The following is a 17403-nucleotide window of genomic DNA, read 5'->3' on the forward strand; positions in this document are numbered from 1 at the left end:
AACGCCGAGCCTAGGCGAGGGGCCGGACGCTTGGGGCGAGCGTTTTTTTGCTTACTTTTTTTAGGCGCTTGTAAAAAAAGTGAGTCGCCGTAAGGGCGAAACCGCCAGCCGCCGTTACCGCAGGAATGGATATGTACACAACCAACAAGAACATGGTCGGCTATAAGGCCGCCAAGCCAATCACCGACAATGAAACCAGCAATCAGCCCCTTGCCCCCACGCCACAGCAGGCTACCATCAACAAATGGAAAAATAGTCCCAATCCCCCTCAAGTTGAAGGACCCAACTACCGACACAGTACTAATCGGGCAAATACTCAAAACAACAGCATTTCTGCCAAGCTACCGGCAAAAAACCCTGAGATTGATTGTCCCTTTGACTGACAACACGGGATTGCCAATACTCATGGCAACTTGATGCTACCCGCACGGAACAAGGAATAACCCTTTGAAGCTGGAACTCAAGAACAGCTTGTCGGTGAAGTTGCTCCGGGTCGTGCTCCTGTCGGCATTGATCGTCGGCGTGGTCTTGAGCTGCGCGCAGATCGTTTTCGATGCCTATAAAACACGCCAGGCCGTGGCCAACGATGCCGAACGCATCCTCGACATGTTCCGCGACCCCTCCACCCAGGCCGTCTACAGCCTGGACCGGGAAATGGGCATGCAGGTCATCGAAGGCCTGTTCCAGGACGACGCCGTGCGCCAGGCCTCCATCGGCCATCCCAACGAAGCCATGCTCGCGCAAAAAACCCGTGAGTTGCAGCATTCAAACAGCCGCTGGCTGACCGACCTGATCCTCGGCAAGGAACGCACCTTCACCACCCAACTGGTCGGTCGCGGACCCTATAGCGAATATTACGGCGACCTCAGCATCACCCTCGACACCGCCACCTACGGGCAGGGTTTCATCGTCAGTTCGGTGATCATCTTTATTTCCGGCGTGTTACGCGCCCTGGCCATGGGCCTGGTGCTGTACCTGGTCTACCACTGGCTGCTGACCAAACCGCTGTCGCGCATCATCGAACACCTGACCGAAATCAACCCGGACCGCCCCAGCGAACACAAGATCCCGCTGCTCAAGGGTCACGAAAAGAACGAACTGGGAATCTGGATCAACACCGCCAACCAGTTGCTCGAATCCATCGAACGCAACACCCATCTTCGCCACGAAGCAGAAAACAGCCTGCTGCGCATGGCCCAGTACGACTTCCTCACTGGCCTGCCGAACCGTCAGCAATTGCAGCAGCAACTGGACAAGATCCTGGTCGACGCCGGCAAATTGCAGCGTCGGGTGGCGGTGTTGGTGGTGGGCCTGGATGACTTCAAAGGGATCAACGAACAGTTCAGCTATCAGACCGGCGACCAGCTACTGCTGGCCCTGGCCGACCGCCTGCGTGCCCACAGCGGTCGCCTCGGCGCCCTCGCCCGCCTGGGTGGCGATCAGTTCGCCCTGGTCCAGGCCGATATCGAACAACCTTACGAAGCCGCCGAACTGGCGCAAAGTATTCTCGATGATCTGGAAGCGGCGTTTGCCCTCGATCATCAGGAAATCCGCCTGCGCGCGACCATTGGCATCACCCTGTTTCCCGAAGACGGCGACAGCACCGAGAAACTGCTGCAAAAAGCCGAGCAGACCATGACGCTGGCGAAAACCCGCTCGCGCAACCGTTATCAGTTCTACATCGCCAGCGTCGACACCGAGATGCGCCGCCGCCGGGAACTGGAAAAAGACCTGCGTGATGCCCTGCGGCGGGACCAGTTCTACCTCGTCTATCAACCGCAGATCAGCTACCGCGATCACCGGGTAGTGGGTGTCGAGGCACTGATTCGCTGGCAGCATCCCGAGCATGGCCTGGTGCCGCCCGACCTGTTTATCCCGTTGGCCGAGCAGAACGGCACCATCATCGCCATCGGCGAATGGGTGCTGGATCAGGCCTGCAAACAACTGCGCGAATGGCATGACCAGGGTTTCAGCGACTTGCGCATGGCGGTGAACCTGTCCACGGTGCAATTGCACCACGCCGAGCTGCCGCGAGTGGTCAACAACCTGCTGCAGATGTATCGCCTGCCACCGCGCAGCCTGGAGCTGGAAGTCACCGAAACCGGCCTGATGGAAGACATCAGCACTGCCGCCCAGCATCTGTTGAGCCTGCGTCGCTCCGGCGCATTGATTGCGATCGACGATTTCGGCACCGGTTATTCGTCCTTGAGCTACCTGAAAAGCCTGCCGCTGGACAAGATCAAGATCGACAAGAGCTTCGTGCAGGACCTGCTCGATGACGACGACGATGCCACCATCGTCCGGGCGATCATCCAGCTGGGCAAGAGTCTGGGCATGCAGGTAATTGCCGAAGGCGTGGAAACCGCCGAGCAAGAGGCCTACATCATCTCCGAAGGCTGCCATGAAGGTCAGGGTTACCACTACAGCAAACCGCTGCCGGCGCGGGAATTGAGTGCCTACCTGAAACAGGCGCAACGCAGCAACGCAGCGATCCTCTGATCAACACAGCGCTCTTAGCCGCTGGCGCAGCCCCTGTGGCGAGGGAGCTTGCTCCCGCTCGGCTGCGCAGCAGTCGCAATGCGTACGAAGCGTTTCTTCGGTCAGATCCGGGCTACAGTTTTTGGGGCGGCTTCGCCGCCCAGCGGGAGCAAGCTCCCTCGCCACAAGGTTGCGCAAGCCAGCCTTCGTGTGAATAAGAAATATTTCCAGCTACAACCCTTTACACATAATGCGAAAGATTTGCATTATGTCGCAGTTTTGCGCACTCGCTGCGCCATACCACCCCCTCTCGAAGCAGGATGTTCGCCATGATTCGTATGCCTCTGGCTACCGCCAGTCTGTTGGCCATCGCTATTTCCCTCGCCGGTTGTGGCGAAGGCAAAGACAAAGCTGCAGCTCCAGCGCCTACGCCGGCCGCCAGCACGACCGCTCCGGCTCCAGCCACCGCCCCTGCCGCTACCAGCAAGGTCGACGAAGACGCCGCCAAAGCCGTTGTCGCGCATTACGCCGACATCGTCTTCGCCGTTTACAGCGATGCCGAATCCACCGCGAAAACCCTGCAAACCGCCGTCGACGCCTTCCTCGCCAAGCCGAACGCCGACACCCTGAAAGCCGCCAAGGCTGCCTGGGTTGCTGCCCGCGTTCCTTACCTGCAGAGCGAAGTGTTCCGCTTCGGCAACACCATCATCGACGATTGGGAAGGTCAGGTGAACGCCTGGCCACTGGACGAAGGCCTGATCGACTACGTCGACAAATCCTACGAGCACGCGCTGGGTAACCCGGGCGCTACTGCCAACATCATCGCCAACACTCAGGTTCAGGTCGGCGAAGACAAGATCGACGTCAAAGACATCACCCCGGAAAAACTCGCCAGCCTGAACGAGCTGGGCGGTTCCGAGGCCAACGTTGCCACTGGCTACCACGCCATCGAATTCCTGCTCTGGGGCCAGGACCTGAACGGCACCGGACCTGGCGCCGGCAACCGTCCAGCCTCCGACTACCTGGAAGGCAAAGGCGCCACCGGCGGTCACAACGATCGTCGCCGCGCTTACCTGAAGTCCGTGACCCAGCTGCTGGTCAGCGACCTGGAAGAAATGGTCGGTAACTGGAAGCCGAACGTGGCCGACAACTACCGCGCCACTCTGGAAGCCGAACCGGTTGATTCCGGCCTGCGCAAAATGCTGTTCGGCATGGGCAGCCTGTCCCTGGGCGAACTGGCGGGCGAGCGCATGAAGGTTTCCCTGGAAGCCAACTCCCCTGAAGACGAACACGATTGCTTCAGCGACAACACCCACAACTCGCAGTTCTACGATGCCAAGGGTGTGCGTAACGTGTACCTGGGCGAATACACCCGTGTCGACGGCACCAAAATGACCGGCGCCAGCCTGTCGTCCCTGGTGGCCAAGGCCGACCCGGCTGCCGACACCGCGTTGAAAGCTGATCTGGCCGCAACCGAAGCCAAGATGCAGGTCATCGTCGATCACGCCAACAAGGGTGAGCACTACGACCAACTGATCGCCGCCGGCAACACTGCTGGCAACCAGATCGTCCGCGACGCCATCGCTGCACTGGTCAAGCAGACCGGTTCGATCGAAGCCGCCGCTGGCAAGCTAGGCATCAGCGATCTGAACCCGGACAACGCTGATCACGAGTTCTGATCAACGCTGGCTGAGCGAATACAAAGGCGACCTTCGGGTCGCCTTTTTCATGCCTGCCAAACCACCACCCCCTGTGGGAGCGAGCCTGCTCGCGATGAGGCAGTGTCAGTCACCATAAATGCTGAATGTATTACCGCCATCGCGAGCAGGCTCGCTGCCACAGGGGATTGCGGTTTTCCTGATAAATCCTGCCCACATCAACCAAACGATAATTCCTCTTATTCAATCCCCCCTGCCCTGTTAGACTTTGCGCCCTTGTTTTGCTCGTCTTGCAGGATGTCTGATGCCCTCGCTGCTTCTTCGCTTGTCCGCACTGTTTCTGGCCCTGGGCCTGAGTGCCTGCGATGACGCCCCGCGTTTTACCAAGGCCGAACCCGGTGAAGCCCGGTCCGGTGGTGCAGCGACCGTGCGCAAGACCGATCAGAACGCTTTCTCCCTGCCCTCCGCCAATCTCTCGCCATCACGGCGTGTGGATTTCAGCGTCGGCAACAGTTTCTTCCGCAACCCCTGGGTGATCGCCCCCTCGACCACCACCGCTCGGGACGGGCTTGGTCCACTGTTCAATACCAACGCCTGTCAGGGCTGCCACATCAAGGACGGTCGCGGTCATCCGCCGACGCCCGATGCGGCGAACGCGGTATCGATGCTGGTGCGCCTGTCGATCCCGGACGCGCCGGCGTATGCCAAGGTCATCGAACAGCTCGGTGTGGTCCCCGAGCCGGTCTACGGCGGCCAGTTCCAGGACATGGCCGTACCCGGCGTGACCCCGGAAGGCAAAGTGCGCGTCGATTACACGCCCGTTGCGGTCCGCTTCAAGGACGGCACCGAAGTCGAGCTGCGCAAGCCCAGCCTGAACATCACCCAGCTGGGTTACGGCCCGATGCACCCCGACACCCGTTTCTCGGCGCGTGTTGCTCCACCGATGATTGGCCTGGGCTTGCTCGAAGCCATCCCCGACGAGGCGATCCTGGCCAACGCCGAGGCGCAGGCCAAGGATAAAAACGGCATCGCCGGCCGCCCGAATCGGGTGTGGGATGACGTGCAGCAAACGACCGTCCTTGGCCGCTTCGGCTGGAAAGCCGGGCAACCAAACCTCAATCAACAGAACGTTCACGCGTTTTCCGGGGACATGGGCCTGAGCACCAGCCTGCGTCCCTTCGACGACTGCACCGACGCGCAAACTGCCTGCAAACAAGCCCCGAACGGCAACGGCCCGAATGGAGAGCCTGAAGTCAGCGACAACATCCTGCGTCTGGTGCTGTTCTATAGCCGAAATCTCGCCGTACCAGCCCGCCGCGACGTCAACGCGCCCGAAGTGCTGGCCGGCAAGAACCTGTTTTTCCAGGCCGGCTGCCAGTCCTGTCACACACCGAAATACACCACCGCCGCCAATGCCGCCGAACCTGAACTGGCCAATCAAGTGATTCGCCCTTACAGCGATCTGCTGCTGCACGACATGGGCGACGGTCTTGCCGACAACCGTACCGAATTCCAGGCCAGCGGCCGCGACTGGCGCACCCCGCCGTTGTGGGGCATCGGCCTGACGCAGGCGGTCAGTGGCCACACCCAGTTTTTGCATGACGGCCGCGCGCGCAATCTGCTTGAAGCCGTGCTCTGGCATGGCGGCGAAGCGCAAGCGGCCCAGCAACAGGTTTTGTCTTTCAACGCCGAACAGCGCGCTGCGTTGCTGGCGTTTTTGAATTCCCTTTAAACCGTATTCCATAGCGGGAGCCCGACATGTTCCGTCCCAAATTGTTGTTCACCAGCCTTGCAGCGCTAGCCTTGGGCGCCTGTTCGCCACAGGACCCACAAGCTGTCACCTCTGCGGCGATTGCCAAATCAGTGATCCTGCCGACCTACACCCGTTGGGTTGAAGCCGATCGCCAACTGGCTGTCAGCGCGCTGGCCTACTGCGAAGGCAAGGAAAACCTCGACACCGCCCGCGCCGACTTCCTGCACGCGCAGAAAGCCTGGGCCGAGTTGCAACCGCTGCTGATCGGGCCGCTGGCCGAAGGCAATCGTGCCTGGCAGGTGCAGTTCTGGCCGGACAAGAAAAACCTGGTCGGCCGTCAGGTCGAGCAACTGGTCACCGCGCAGCCGCAGATCGATGCCGCTGCGTTGGCCAAGTCCAGCGTTGTGGTGCAAGGCCTTTCGGCCTACGAATACATTCTGTTCGACAGCAAGCCGGACGTGGCCAACGACGCGCAGAAAGCCAAATACTGCCCACTGCTGAAGGCCATCGGCGAGCGTCAGAAACTGCTGGCCGAAGAGATTCTGCAAAGCTGGAACAACACCGACGGGATGCTCGCGCAGATGAGCAAATTCCCCAACCAGCGCTACGCCGATTCCCACGAAGCAATCGCCGATCTGCTGCGGGTCCAGGTCACCGCCCTCGACACCCTGAAGAAAAAACTCGGCACGCCGATGGGCCGCCAGAGCAAGGGCGTGCCGCAACCGTTCCAGGCTGACGCATGGCGTAGCCAGTCGTCCCTGACCGGCCTTGAAGCCAGCCTCGCCGCCGCCAAAACCGTGTGGGAAGGCGTCGACAACAAAGGCCTGCGCGGCCTGTTGCCGAGCGAGCAGAAACCGTTGGCCGACAAGATCGATGCCGCTTACGCCGCGTCCCTGAAACTGTTCGCCAGCAATCAGCGTCCGTTGACTGACATGCTCAACGACGACGCCGGTCGCCAGCAACTCAACGACATCTACGACAGCCTCAACGTCGTCCATCGCCTGCACGAAGGCGAACTGGCCAAGGCGCTGGGCATCCAACTGGGCTTCAACGCCAACGACGGTGACTGATGAGGGCGAGTGCCATGCTGCGACGTCAGGCTCTGACTTTAGGGAGTTTGCTGCTGGGAGCAGTGACACTGGGCGGCTGGACGCTGTTCAAGCAAAAGGACAAAAGCCCGCTGCTGCTTTCGGCGCGGGACGATGGCGACGGCAAGCATTACGCCGTCGGTTATCGGCTGGACGGCACCCGGGTGTTCGCCACCCAGGTCGGCCAGCGTTGCCACGACATCATCAACCACCCGACGCTGCCGATCGCGCTGTTCGTCGCCCGGCGTCCGGGCACCGAGAGTTACCTGATCGACCTGCACGACGGCGCGCTGCTGCAAACCGTGTCCTCGCTGCCGAACCGGCATTTCTACGGCCACGCGGTGATTCACAAGAGCGGCGACTGGCTGTACGCCACCGAAAACGACACCTCCGATCCGGGTCGCGGCCTGTTGGGTGTGTATAAATTCGAAGGCGAGCGACTGGTGCACAGCGGCGAGATTTCCACCCATGGCATCGGCCCGCATCAGGTGTCGTGGATGCCGGATGGCGAGACGCTGGTAGTGGCCAACGGCGGCATTCGCACCGAAGCCGAAAGCCGGGTCGAGATGAACCTCAACGCCATGGAACCAAGCCTGGTTCTGATGCAACGCGACGGCACCTTGCTGAGCAAGGAAACCCTCGCCCAGCAGATGAACAGCGTGCGGCATTTGGGGATCGCCAGTGACGGCACCATCGTCGCCGGTCAGCAATTCATGGGGCCGTCCCACGAGTCTTCGGAGCTGCTGGCGATCAAGCGTCCCGGGCAACCGTTCGTGGCGTTCCCCGTGCCTGAGCATCAGTTGCAGGCGATGGGGCATTACACCGCTAGCGTTGCGGTGCACAGTGAGTTGCGGCTGGTCGCGTTGACCGCACCGCGCGGCAACCGCTTTTTTATCTGGGACATGGACAGTGGCGAAGTGCGCCTGGATGCACCGCTTCCCGACTGCGCCGGGGTTGGCGCGGTGGCGGATGGTTTTGTCGTAACCTCGGGTCAGGGCCGCTGCCGTTACTACGATTGCCGCCAGACAAATCTCGTTGCAAAACCGCTCGATCTTCCCGCAGGGCTCTGGGACAACCACCTTCACCTCATCTAAACCCGTTTCCTGTGGCGAGGGAGCTTGCTCCCGCTTGACTGCGCAGCAGTCCCACTTTGGGATCCGCTTCGCAGCCCAACGGGAGCAAGCTCCCTCACCACAGGTTATTCATCATTCGCTCGTCCCCCTAGATGAGCTCTGCCTGTGATTTCTACCAGTTGGAATCCCCCTCCGACTCGGGGTAATGTGCCCCACTGTCTCACCTGATTTTCTCCAAGGAAGTGGAAATATGCTGCGTCGCCGCATGCTGATCATGTTGGGTGTTGTTCTGCTGATCGTGCTGGTCCTGGCCGGTTATAAAGCCTTCTCCATCTACACGATGATCCAGGGCTTTTCCGCGCCGAAACCGCCGATCAGTGTCGCCGCGACCACTGCCACCGAACGTCCGTGGCAGGCCCGTTTGCCCTCCGTTGGCACCCTCAAGGCGCTGCAAGGGGTCGACCTGAGCCTGGAAATCGCCGGCACCGTCATGGATGTGCAGTTCGAGTCCGGACAGAAGGTCAAGGCCGGCCAGCCGATCGTGCAGCTCGACAGCGGCGTGGAAAAGGCTTTGCTGGAAACCGCAATGGCGGACCTCGGACTGTCGACCGTGAATTACAACCGCGGCAGCCAACTGGTGGGCAGCCAGGCGATCTCCAAGGGTGAGTTCGACCGACTCTCGGCGATCATGAAAAAGGACCAGGCCACGGTCAACCAGCTCAAGGCATCGCTGGCGAAAAAGCGCATTCTCGCCCCGTTCAGCGGCACCATCGGTATTCGTCAGGTGGACGTCGGTGACTACGTCGCCAGCGGCACCATGATCGCCACCCTGCAAGACCTCAGCAGCCTCTACGTCGACTTCTTTGTACCTGAACAATCAGTGCCGAAGATCGGCATAGGCCAGTCGGTGCAGATCATTGTCTCGGCCTACCCGACGCAGACCTTCCCCGGCACCATCAGCGCGATCAACCCGAAAGTCGAAAACAGCACCCGCAACGTTCAGGTCCGCGCGACCCTGGCCAATCCTGACGGCAAACTGCTGCCGGGGATGTTCGCCAGCCTGCAAGTGATGCTGCCCGATCCGCAACCGCGCATCGTCGTTCCGGAAAGCGCGATCACGTACACGCTGTACGGCAACTCGCTCTACGTCGTCGCGCAGAAAAAGGCCGAAGACGGCAGCCTCGAAAAAGACGACAAGGGCCAGCCGATCCTGATCGCCGAACGGCGGTTCATCGAAACCGGCGAGCGCCGTGACGGGCTGGTGATGATTACCAAAGGCGTGCAGAACGGCGAAAAAGTGGTCACGGCCGGTCAGATCAAACTGGACAACGGCGCACACATTGCCATCAGCGACGACAAGACCCTAGCCGAGAAGAGCAGTCAGCCTCGCGTTGACTGATCAAGGAATCCACATGGCTTTTACCGACCCGTTCATCCGCCGCCCGGTGCTCGCCACCGTGGTCAGCCTGTTGATTGTGCTGCTGGGCTTCCAGGCCTGGAGCAAGCTGCCGCTGCGCCAATACCCGCAAATGGAAAACGCCCTGATCACGGTGACCACCGCTTACCCCGGGGCCAACGCCGAAACCATTCAGGGCTACATCACCCAACCGATGCAGCAAAGCCTGGCGAGCGCCGAGGGCATCGACTACATGACCTCGGTCAGTCGCCAGAACTTCTCGGTGATCTCGATCTACGCGCGCATCGGCTCCAACAGCGACCGTTTGTTCACCGAGCTGCTGGCCAAGGCCAACGAGGTGAAAAACCAGCTGCCGCAGGACGCCGAAGACCCGGTGCTGAGCAAGGAAGCCGCCGACGCGTCGGCGCTGATGTACATCAGTTTCTTCAGCAAGGAGCTGAGCAACCCGCAGATCACCGACTACCTGTCGCGGGTCATCCAGCCGAAGCTGGCGACCCTGCCGGGCATGGCCGAAGCCGAGATCCTCGGCAATCAGGTGTTCGCCATGCGCCTGTGGCTGGACCCGATGAAGCTGGCCGGTTTCGGCCTGAGTGCCAGCGACGTGACCAACGCGGTGCGCCAGTACAACTTCCTCTCCGCCGCCGGGGAAGTGAAAGGCGAGTACGTCGTCACCAGCATCAATGCCAACACCGAGCTCAAATCCGCCGAAGCGTTTGCCGCGATTCCACTCAAGGTCGATGGCGACAGTCGCGTGCTGCTCAGCGATGTGGCGCGGGTCGAGATGGGCGCGGAAAACTACGATTCCATCAGCTCCTTCGGCGGCACGCCCTCGGTGTACATCGGCATCAAGGCTACGCCAGGCGCCAACCCGCTGGACGTGATCAAGGAAGTGCGCAAGATCATGCCGGAGCTGGAAGCCCAGCTGCCGCCCAACCTCAAAGGCGAAATCGCCTACGACGCCACGTTGTTCATCCAGGCCTCGATCGACGAAGTGGTGAAAACCCTTTTCGAAGCCGTGCTGATCGTGATCGTGGTGGTGTTTCTGTTTCTCGGGGCGCTGCGGTCGGTGGTGATCCCGGTGGTGACCATACCGCTATCGATGATCGGCGTGATGTTCTTCATGCAGATGATGGGTTACTCGATCAACCTCTTGACCCTGCTGGCGATGGTGCTGGCGATCGGGTTGGTGGTGGACGATGCCATTGTGGTGGTGGAAAACATTCACCGGCACATCGAGGAAGGCAAGACGCCGATGGATGCAGCCCTCGAGGGCGCCCGGGAGATCGCCATGCCGGTGGTCTCGATGACCATCACCCTGGCGGCGGTCTATGCGCCGATCGGCTTCCTGACCGGGCTCACAGGGGCGCTGTTCAAGGAATTTGCCCTGACACTGGCCGGGGCGGTGGTGATTTCGGGCGTGGTCGCGCTGACCCTGTCGCCGATGATGTGCGCCCTGCTCCTGCGCCATGATGAAAACCCCAGCGGCCTGGCCCATCGCCTGGACCTGATTTTCGAAGGCCTCAAGCGCCGATACCAAAGCATGCTCCACGGCACCCTCAACACCCGGCCGGTGGTGCTCGTATTTGCGGTGATCGTGCTGTGCCTGATTCCGGTGCTGCTCAAGTTCACCAAGTCGGAACTGGCGCCCGACGAGGACCAGGGCATCATTTTCATGCTGGCCAACGCCCCGCAACCGGCCAACCTCGATTACCTGAACACCTACACCGACGAATTCATCACGATCTTCAAGGAATTTCCCGAGTACTACTCCTCGTTCCAGATCAATGGGTTCAACGGCGTGCAATCGGGGATTGGCGGTTTCCTGCTCAAACCGTGGAACGAACGGGACCGCACGCAGATGGCAATCCTGCCCGAGGTCCAACGCAAACTGGAGAGCATTTCCGGGCTGCAGATTTTCGGCTTCAATCTGCCCTCCCTGCCCGGTACTGGCGAAGGCTTGCCGTTTCAGTTCGTGATCAACACGGCGAACGATTACGAGGCGCTGCTGCAAGTGATGGACCGGGTGAAAAAACGGGCGATGGAGTCCGGCAAGTTCGCCTTCGTCGACGTCGACCTGGCCTTCGACAAACCCGAAGTCGTCGTGGATATCGATCGCGCCAAGGCCGCGCAGATGGGCGTGTCCATGCAGGACCTGGGGGGAACACTGGCGACGATGCTGGGTCAGGCGGAAATCAACCGTTTCACCATTGAAGGCCGCAGCTACAAAGTCATCGCTCAGGTGGAGCGACCTTTCCGGGACAACCCGGACTGGTTGAACAACTATTACGTCAGGAACACTCAGGGCGAACTGCTGGCCCTGTCGACCCTGATCACTGTCACCGACCGGGCGCGTCCACGGCAGTTGAACCAGTTCCAGCAACTCAACTCAGCGATCCTGTCCGGGGTGCCGCTGGTCAGCATGGGTGAAGCCATCGACACCGTGCGCCAGATCACGGTGGAAGAAGCGCCAGCCGGTTTTGCCATGGATTACGCCGGCGCGTCGCGGCAATACGTGCAGGAAGGCAGTGCGCTGTGGGTGACCTTCGCCCTGGCGCTGGCGATCATTTTCCTGGTGCTGGCTGCGCAGTTTGAAAGCTTCCGTGATCCGCTGGTGATCCTGGTGACGGTGCCGCTGTCGATCTGCGGCGCGTTGATCCCGCTGTTCCTCGGCTGGTCGAGCATGAACATCTACACCCAGGTCGGGTTGGTGACCTTGATCGGGCTGATCAGCAAGCATGGCATCCTGATCGTCGAGTTCGCCAACCAGTTGCGCAAAGAGAAAGGCCTGACGCCCCGCGAGGCGGTGGAAGAAGCGGCGGCGATTCGATTGCGTCCGGTATTGATGACCACGGCGGCGATGGTGTTCGGCATGGTGCCATTGATCATCGCCACGGGTGCGGGGGCCGTCAGCCGGTTCGATATCGGCACGGTGATCGCAACAGGGATGTCGATCGGCACGTTGTTCACGCTGTTCGTGCTGCCGTGCATCTACACCCTTTTAGCCAAACCCGATGCTAAGGAACACCAGTAACCCCTGTGGGAGCCAGCCTGCTGGCGATAGCGGTCCGCCATTCAGCATTGTGTTGAATGACACACCGCCATCGCCAGCAGGCTGGCTCCCACATTGGTCTGGTGCAAGGCTTTAAGTTCGGGCACAAAAAAAGGCCTCGCAATTTGGCGAGGCCTTTTATTTTGGCTTCAATCTGTTCAACTCTGCGGCCTCATGCCTTGTGAAAGTCCGAACATGAACAGCAACAAATCATGATCGGGTTGTGATGCCTCGGCTGCCTTGGTAACCCGTGGCAACGGACAGTGAGCATCAGTGCTCACTGAACTGAGGACTTGCGTGCGGGGCTGCTCCCACGCCGCCACCGCCAATGAAGCAACTGCCAAGGCTCCTATCAAAAACACACCTCGTGCAATTTCTAGTTTCATTGCTATAAACCTTTGATAGCGCTGCCAAACGCCGTCTCATAAAAATAGACGAGTTTTTGCCAGTCCGTCGTGCTGAACGACGAGTGGCGACGCAACTGCTTCAGGTCATGAGCCGCCGCGCGATAGGCGGTCAAACGCTGTCGGCATTTCTCCAGGTCTATCAAGGCAACCTCGACTTTGGCCGAGTCGTCTTCACCAGTAACCCGCACGAATACGTGCTTGATGTAGATGCAACTGTGCTGCCAGCGGCCCTTGTGCATGCGGGCCAGATTGTCGGCCAATTCCTTCAGGACGCGATCATGCACCACTTCGCCGTGGCGCTCGCGACCGCCGCCGGCGTACCAGTGTTCGAGCTCCTCGAAGCCGTCCAGCGACTTGGTCACCAGCAATGCACGCCATTTGTGCACAGGGTCGCGCTGTGCGCCGCAGAAAACGATTTCCGGAACTCGCACATTCAGCGCGCGCAGGCCAATGAGCGCATCCTGCTCGCGCAACACCGTCGGGCGGCCGAACGGATGCAGCCAGCTGCGATAGATATGCCCGGTCTGCCGCTTGGCGTAGAGCAGCTGTCCATCACTGCCCATGACCCGCTGCACGCCACTTTCTCCACCGCGACGGACGTTGGGTTCTTCTACCCATTCACCGCGCTGATTCCAGAAGTAGTCGAAGCGGTCCTGAGAAGCGACGTCCGTTTCTGCTGCACATTGCACTGCCATCCTGTTACCTCTTGCGTAATACGTAAACTCGCCACATGGCATAGAGCGGTAAAAAGTCCAGTTGTTCCTGAATACGGAACCCCGCCTGTTCGAACTCCTTTTCTACCGTGGCTGCCGGTAACACAAATCGGTTTTGGTAACCTTCCTGCCCACGTCGTTTCTCTGAGCGCTTGCGTTTCCAGGCCTTGAAATTGCCGTCCACCCACAACGAAAGGATCACGCTGTCACGCGTGACTCGTTCAAATTCGCGCAGAATGGCCAGTCGGTGCTCGGCTTCACCGATGTGATGCAGCAATCGCATGCAGAAAATGCTGTCGACGGCGTTGTCGGGCAAGGCAATGTCGAATGCAGACGTGTGCAAGGGTTGTACCCGTTTCACCACGTCGGCAGGTTGCGCCTGCGTGGCGATCTTCAACATTGACTCGGAGTTGTCGGCCCCGATGATCGCGCGATTGGCCTTTTCCGCGAGCAGTGGCCAGAAACGCCCTGCACCACAAGGCAAATCCAGAACCAGCCCGGGCTCGCCGACCAGCGCCAGCGCCTTTCGCGCCATCTGCTCGTCACGCCAGTGGGACAGTCGACGACCAAGGCCGTCCTGATGTTTGCGCAAGTATCGCTGCGCGTGTTGATCGTCGTATTTTTCGGAAAAATCCAGTTTGATCGGGCCATCCATCGTCAAGGTCTCCTGAAGCTTCAGATGACAACTACCTTAGGTAGCGTAGTGTCGGCGTCAGGTCATGCCTTTGTGAAAAAATTGTTATGTAAACGCGCAATCATTACAAGGTTTTTCAGAGCGACTGTCATGGCTCGCGGACTCGATATTCAAAGCACCGCTATTCTTGACCCAGCGCCACCTGAAAACGACAGCCATTGGGTTCCATGTTGGTCAGGCTGACGTTCCAGCCCTGGTTCTCGCAAATCCGCTGCACCAGCGACAATCCAAGCCCCAGGCCCTCGCCGCGCTTTTCGCTGCCGCGCACGAAAGGTTCGAACATCGCCTCGCGCTTTTCCTCGGGAATGCCCACGCCACTGTCCTCGACCGTGAAACCCGTGGCCGTCAGGGTCAAGCGAATGAACCCGCGTTCGGTGTAATGCAGTGCGTTACGCAACAGGTTGCCCATGACGGCGTGCAAGAGGGTTGCGTTGTAGCAGGTGCCGGGCGGACTGCCCGGCTCGAAGATCAGATTCAGCCCTTTGGCTTCAATCGGTTCGCGCCACTGGTTGAGCAGCCCATCGGCGACCTGACTCAGTGATTGCTGAGGCGCGACACTGGCGTCTTCGCGTTGGGTCCGCGCCAACATCAGAAACGTTTGCACCAGCTCGCGCATCTCTGCGCACGCGCGGGCAATTCGCTCGACCTGGGCTCGGCCACGCTGGTCGATACCGGGGTTTTCCAACAACAATTCACAGGAGCTGGCCAGCACCATCAATGGCGTGCGCAGTTCATGGCTGACGTCGCTGGTAAACAATCGCTCACGGGTCAACGCCTGGCGCAAACGTCCAAGGGTGGCGTCGAAGGCAACGGCCAGTTCGCCCACTTCGTCAGCGGCATAATCCGGCGCCAAGGGAGGCGCCAGACCCAGTAATTGATCGCGATGACGTACCTGGCGGGCCAGCCGTACCACCGGCGCCATCACTTTGCGCGCCAGGACCCAACCAAGAAAGACCGCCAGCGCCAGGCTCAGGACGAAGCCCACCAGCACCACGGCAAACAGCACCCGTTCACGCTCTTCGAAATCGCTTTGGTCCTGAAGCAGTACGTAACGCCGGCCATCGACGATTTCGACCATCGCGTGATACGACAGTTGCTCGCGAAAGACTTCGTGGAAACCGGAATCCAGGTGCCGCAAATCCTTGGGCAGCTCGAAGTCCCCCGGTCCGCCGCTGAAGTAGAACAACTGGTCGGGCTCTGGGCGATGGCTCCAGTCCGAGACACTGTCCATCAACAACAGCCGTTGCAAATCGCCGCCCAGCCCGGCCGAAATCAGTTTTTCTTCCACCAGGTGCACGGTCGCCACAATGCCCATGGCGAAGGCGCCCGCCACCAATGCGCTCATCAACGCAAAGGCGATGATGATCCGCTGGGCAAGGCTCTGCTTAAACTCCATCACGGCCCTCGGCCAAGCGATAACCCACACCGTGCACGGTTTGCAGCAAAGGCTTGGCGAATGGCTTGTCGATCACCTGGCGCAGTTGATGGACGTGGCTGCGCAGGCTGTCGCTGTCCGGGCAGTCATCGCCCCACAGGGCTTCTTCGAGAATTTCACGGCGCAGTACATGCGGGCTTTTTTGCATCAGCACGGCCAGCAACTTCAAGCCGACCGGGTTGAGTTTCAGCAGGCGACCTTCGCGGGTCACTTCCAGGGTGTCGAGGTCGTAGCTCAGATCGCCGACCTGCAAGGTTCGACGACCGCCACCTTGGGCACGGCGCATGACCGCCTCGATACGCGCCGCCAGTTCGGACAGCGCGAACGGCTTGATCAGATAGTCATCGGCACCGGACTTGAAGCCTTGCAGCCGGTCATCCAGCTGATCGCGGGCGGTGAGCATGATCACCGGCGTGTCACGGCGGGCATCTTCGCGCAGGCGTTTGCACAGGGTATAGCCGTCGATGCCGGGCAACATGATGTCGAGCACGATCAGGTCGTAGTGCTCGGTGGCCGCCAGGTGCAGGCCTGACAAACCGTCCTGCGCGCAATCCACGGTGTAGCCTTTGAGCCCCAGGTAATCGGCCAGATTGGCCAGGATATCGCGGTTGTCTTCAACCAATAGAATTCGCATGGGCACCTCCTCCGTACACAGTAACGGCCGTCGTGGCCCGCGCAGCTTAAGGCCAAGTGTGGCTCAGGGCTAGGACTGCGTGCAGTTGTAAATCCGATAGAAAACGCCGATGCCGGCTTAACAAGTTTTTCACTATCGATTCACATGCTGACGACAGCACCGGGCTCAGACTCCGCGCGGATGCGCTCTCCAGACCCCTTCACCGACCAAGGAATTGCCATGGCTTCGACCGCTGCCCGCCCCGCTTCCAGACCGCTTAACTTTTGGGTATGCCTGGGTGTGCCCGCTATCACGGCGATTATATTGGTGCTGCTTGAACTGACGTCGCTGGACATGGACCTGGCCAAGCTGTTCTACGACCCGGTCGCCGGTGATTTCATCGGGCGCCACAGCTACTTCCTTGAGAACATTCTGCATGACCGTGCTAAGCAGGTGGTCATCGCGTTTTCGGTGTTTGCGATCCTCGGTTTCATTGGCGCCTTTTTTGTGGACAGGCTCAAACCGTTCAAGCGCGAACTGGGCTGTCTGGTGCTGTCGCTGGCCTTGGCGACCTCGTTCGTGACGCCGGTCAAGGCAGTGACGGCGGTGCAATGCCCATGGAGCCTCGAGCAATTCGGCGGCCATGAAACCTACAGCGAATTGCTCAGCCCGCGCCCGCAAACCGACAAGCCTGGCCGTTGCTGGCCTGGGGGTCATGCGGCGACCGGGTTCACGCTGTTTGCGCTGTTCTTTGTCTTGCGTGATCGTCGCCCACGGCTGGCAAGGCAGGCGTTTGTGTTTGCGTTTGCACTGGGGACGGTGTTTTCAGTGAGCCGGATGATGCAGGGCGCGCACTTCTTTTCGCATAACGTGTGGACGGCGATTTTTTGCTGGTTGATTTGTCTGGGGTCTTACTACTACATCCTGTATCGACCGGCTTCCAAGGCTGATCGGGTCAGTAAGGCAGAACCGGTCAGCACCTGAAACGCAGATCAAAAAATGTGGGAGCGAGCCGGCTCCGGGCG

General features: G+C 60.1%; 14 protein-coding genes. 9 read left to right on the forward strand and 5 right to left on the reverse strand.

The window, feature by feature from the left end; genetic code table 11:
* Window positions 1-131: 131 nt before the first annotated feature.
* The 8 genes from ACRC4F_RS29190 to ACRC4F_RS29225 all read left to right on the forward strand — a co-directional run bounded on the left by ACRC4F_RS29190 (window position 132) and on the right by ACRC4F_RS29225 (window position 12498).
* A complete protein-coding gene (locus tag ACRC4F_RS29190) occupies window positions 132-383 on the forward strand; it encodes a hypothetical protein (RefSeq protein ID WP_438662416.1) in 252 nt (83 codons plus the stop codon).
* 64 nt (window positions 384-447) lie between these two features.
* Complete coding sequence (locus tag ACRC4F_RS29195) at window positions 448-2499, forward strand: putative bifunctional diguanylate cyclase/phosphodiesterase (RefSeq protein ID WP_438662417.1); 2052 nt, start codon at window positions 448-450, stop codon at window positions 2497-2499.
* Between the two features lie 308 nt (window positions 2500-2807).
* A complete protein-coding gene (locus tag ACRC4F_RS29200; protein ID WP_438662418.1) occupies window positions 2808-4157 on the forward strand; it encodes an imelysin family protein in 1350 nt (449 codons plus the stop codon).
* Window positions 4158-4440: 283 nt separating this feature from the next.
* Window positions 4441-5868 carry a di-heme oxidoreductase family protein gene (locus ACRC4F_RS29205; RefSeq protein ID WP_438662419.1) on the forward strand — a complete coding sequence of 476 codons (1428 nt, stop codon included), beginning with the start codon at window positions 4441-4443 and terminating at the stop codon, window positions 5866-5868.
* 26 nt (window positions 5869-5894) lie between these two features.
* Window positions 5895-6959 (forward strand): imelysin family protein, encoded by a 1065-nt coding sequence (locus ACRC4F_RS29210; protein WP_438662420.1) that lies wholly within the window; start codon window positions 5895-5897, stop codon window positions 6957-6959.
* Between the two features lie 14 nt (window positions 6960-6973).
* Entirely contained in the window at window positions 6974-8071 is a 1098-nt protein-coding gene (locus ACRC4F_RS29215) for a DUF1513 domain-containing protein (RefSeq protein ID WP_438662421.1), read from the forward strand.
* A 229-nt stretch (window positions 8072-8300) separates the two neighbouring features.
* Complete coding sequence (locus tag ACRC4F_RS29220; protein ID WP_438662422.1) at window positions 8301-9449, forward strand: efflux RND transporter periplasmic adaptor subunit; 1149 nt, start codon at window positions 8301-8303, stop codon at window positions 9447-9449.
* Window positions 9450-9462: 13 nt separating this feature from the next.
* Window positions 9463-12498: a multidrug efflux RND transporter permease subunit gene (locus tag ACRC4F_RS29225; protein WP_438662423.1), complete on the forward strand. Its 3036-nt coding sequence runs from the start codon at window positions 9463-9465 to the stop codon at window positions 12496-12498.
* Between the two features lie 176 nt (window positions 12499-12674).
* On the opposite strand, the gene ACRC4F_RS29230 is transcribed toward ACRC4F_RS29225, so the two are convergent.
* The 5 genes from ACRC4F_RS29230 to colR form a co-directional block, all read right to left on the reverse strand.
* A complete protein-coding gene (locus ACRC4F_RS29230; RefSeq protein WP_438662424.1) occupies window positions 12675-12902 on the reverse strand; it encodes a hypothetical protein in 228 nt (75 codons plus the stop codon).
* Window positions 12903-12904: 2 nt separating this feature from the next.
* Window positions 12905-13618 (reverse strand): lipopolysaccharide kinase InaA family protein, encoded by a 714-nt coding sequence (locus ACRC4F_RS29235; RefSeq protein WP_438662425.1) that lies wholly within the window; start codon window positions 13616-13618, stop codon window positions 12905-12907.
* Between the two features lie 4 nt (window positions 13619-13622).
* A complete protein-coding gene (locus ACRC4F_RS29240) occupies window positions 13623-14291 on the reverse strand; it encodes a class I SAM-dependent methyltransferase (RefSeq protein ID WP_438662426.1) in 669 nt (222 codons plus the stop codon).
* A 160-nt stretch (window positions 14292-14451) separates the two neighbouring features.
* Complete coding sequence (locus tag ACRC4F_RS29245; protein ID WP_438662427.1) at window positions 14452-15726, reverse strand: sensor histidine kinase; 1275 nt, start codon at window positions 15724-15726, stop codon at window positions 14452-14454.
* Entirely contained in the window at window positions 15716-16399 is a 684-nt protein-coding gene (colR, locus tag ACRC4F_RS29250; protein ID WP_008032118.1) for a two-component system response regulator ColR, read from the reverse strand. Before colR ends, ACRC4F_RS29245 begins: the two co-directional genes overlap by 11 nt.
* 219 nt (window positions 16400-16618) lie before the next feature.
* Here colR and ACRC4F_RS29255 point away from each other — a divergent pair, with 219 nt between their 5' ends.
* Window positions 16619-17362, forward strand: a complete 744-nt coding sequence (locus ACRC4F_RS29255) for a phosphatase PAP2 family protein (RefSeq protein WP_438662428.1) — start codon at window positions 16619-16621, stop codon at window positions 17360-17362.
* Window positions 17363-17403: the final 41 nt, after the last annotated feature.

This window comes from Pseudomonas sp. (assembly GCF_051660785.1).
Lineage (GTDB): Bacteria > Pseudomonadota > Gammaproteobacteria > Pseudomonadales > Pseudomonadaceae > Aquipseudomonas.

Coding starts and splice junctions, on each gene's coding strand:
- ACRC4F_RS29190 (WP_438662416.1), top strand. CDS start 132: ATGTACACAACCAACAAGAACATGGTCGGCTATAAGGCCGCCAAGCCA.
- ACRC4F_RS29200 (WP_438662418.1), top strand. CDS start 2,808: ATGATTCGTATGCCTCTGGCTACCGCCAGTCTGTTGGCCATCGCTATT.
- ACRC4F_RS29205 (WP_438662419.1), top strand. CDS start 4,441: ATGCCCTCGCTGCTTCTTCGCTTGTCCGCACTGTTTCTGGCCCTGGGC.
- ACRC4F_RS29210 (WP_438662420.1), top strand. CDS start 5,895: ATGTTCCGTCCCAAATTGTTGTTCACCAGCCTTGCAGCGCTAGCCTTG.
- ACRC4F_RS29215 (WP_438662421.1), top strand. CDS start 6,974: ATGCTGCGACGTCAGGCTCTGACTTTAGGGAGTTTGCTGCTGGGAGCA.
- ACRC4F_RS29220 (WP_438662422.1), top strand. CDS start 8,301: ATGCTGCGTCGCCGCATGCTGATCATGTTGGGTGTTGTTCTGCTGATC.
- ACRC4F_RS29225 (WP_438662423.1), top strand. CDS start 9,463: ATGGCTTTTACCGACCCGTTCATCCGCCGCCCGGTGCTCGCCACCGTG.
- ACRC4F_RS29230 (WP_438662424.1), bottom strand. CDS start 12,902: ATGAAACTAGAAATTGCACGAGGTGTGTTTTTGATAGGAGCCTTGGCA.
- ACRC4F_RS29235 (WP_438662425.1), bottom strand. CDS start 13,618: ATGGCAGTGCAATGTGCAGCAGAAACGGACGTCGCTTCTCAGGACCGC.
- ACRC4F_RS29240 (WP_438662426.1), bottom strand. CDS start 14,291: ATGGATGGCCCGATCAAACTGGATTTTTCCGAAAAATACGACGATCAA.
- ACRC4F_RS29245 (WP_438662427.1), bottom strand. CDS start 15,726: ATGGAGTTTAAGCAGAGCCTTGCCCAGCGGATCATCATCGCCTTTGCG.
- colR (WP_008032118.1), bottom strand. CDS start 16,399: ATGCGAATTCTATTGGTTGAAGACAACCGCGATATCCTGGCCAATCTG.
- ACRC4F_RS29255 (WP_438662428.1), top strand. CDS start 16,619: ATGGCTTCGACCGCTGCCCGCCCCGCTTCCAGACCGCTTAACTTTTGG.